Source organism: Apilactobacillus intestinapis (genome assembly GCF_049166695.1).
Lineage (GTDB): Bacteria > Bacillota > Bacilli > Lactobacillales > Lactobacillaceae > Apilactobacillus > Apilactobacillus kunkeei_C.
The window spans coordinates 1-520 of the sequence record NZ_JBMHFD010000035.1; the positions used below are offsets into that span (position 1 = coordinate 1).

At 45.8% G+C, this 520-nt stretch carries 1 protein-coding gene; it reads right to left on the bottom strand.

Features of this window, described 5'->3' with window-relative positions; translation table 11 throughout:
- Window positions 1–520, bottom strand: a 520-nt coding sequence (locus ACOMA7_RS07720; protein ID WP_421393157.1) for a lyase family protein, incomplete at both ends; no start/stop codon positions are given.

Consider the following 520-nt stretch of genomic DNA (forward strand, 5'->3'; position numbering starts at 1 on the left):
TCTTTCATCCGGTTTGGGTAAACCTCAAGCTGGGCTAAAATTTTAGTAAAGCGGGTTAACATGTAGTCAATCAAGGTTGTTGCATCGGGAAGAACGATGCGTTCGACGGATGAGTGTGAGATATCCCGTTCATGCCAGAGTGTAATGTCTTCATAGGCTGGAACGAGGTATCCACGAAGAACCCGTGCCAAACCAGAGATATTTTCGCAACCGATTGGGTTTCGCTTGTGGGGCATGGCGGACGAACCCTTTTGTTTTTTGTCGAAGAATTCCTGAACTTCGCGAATTTCAGTTCGTTGTAAGGAGCGGATTTCAGTGGCAAAATTTTCCAAAGAAGAGCCAATTAAGGTGATCGTCGAAAGATAATCAGCATGTAAATCACGTGGTAGAACCTGACTGGTAATTGGTTGGTTCTTGAGGCCAAGCAAGTCACAGACTGATTCTTCGATGACCGGTGGGATGTTTGCAAAAGTCCCCACTGCACCAGAAATTTGACCAACTTCTACTGCGGAAGAAGCCT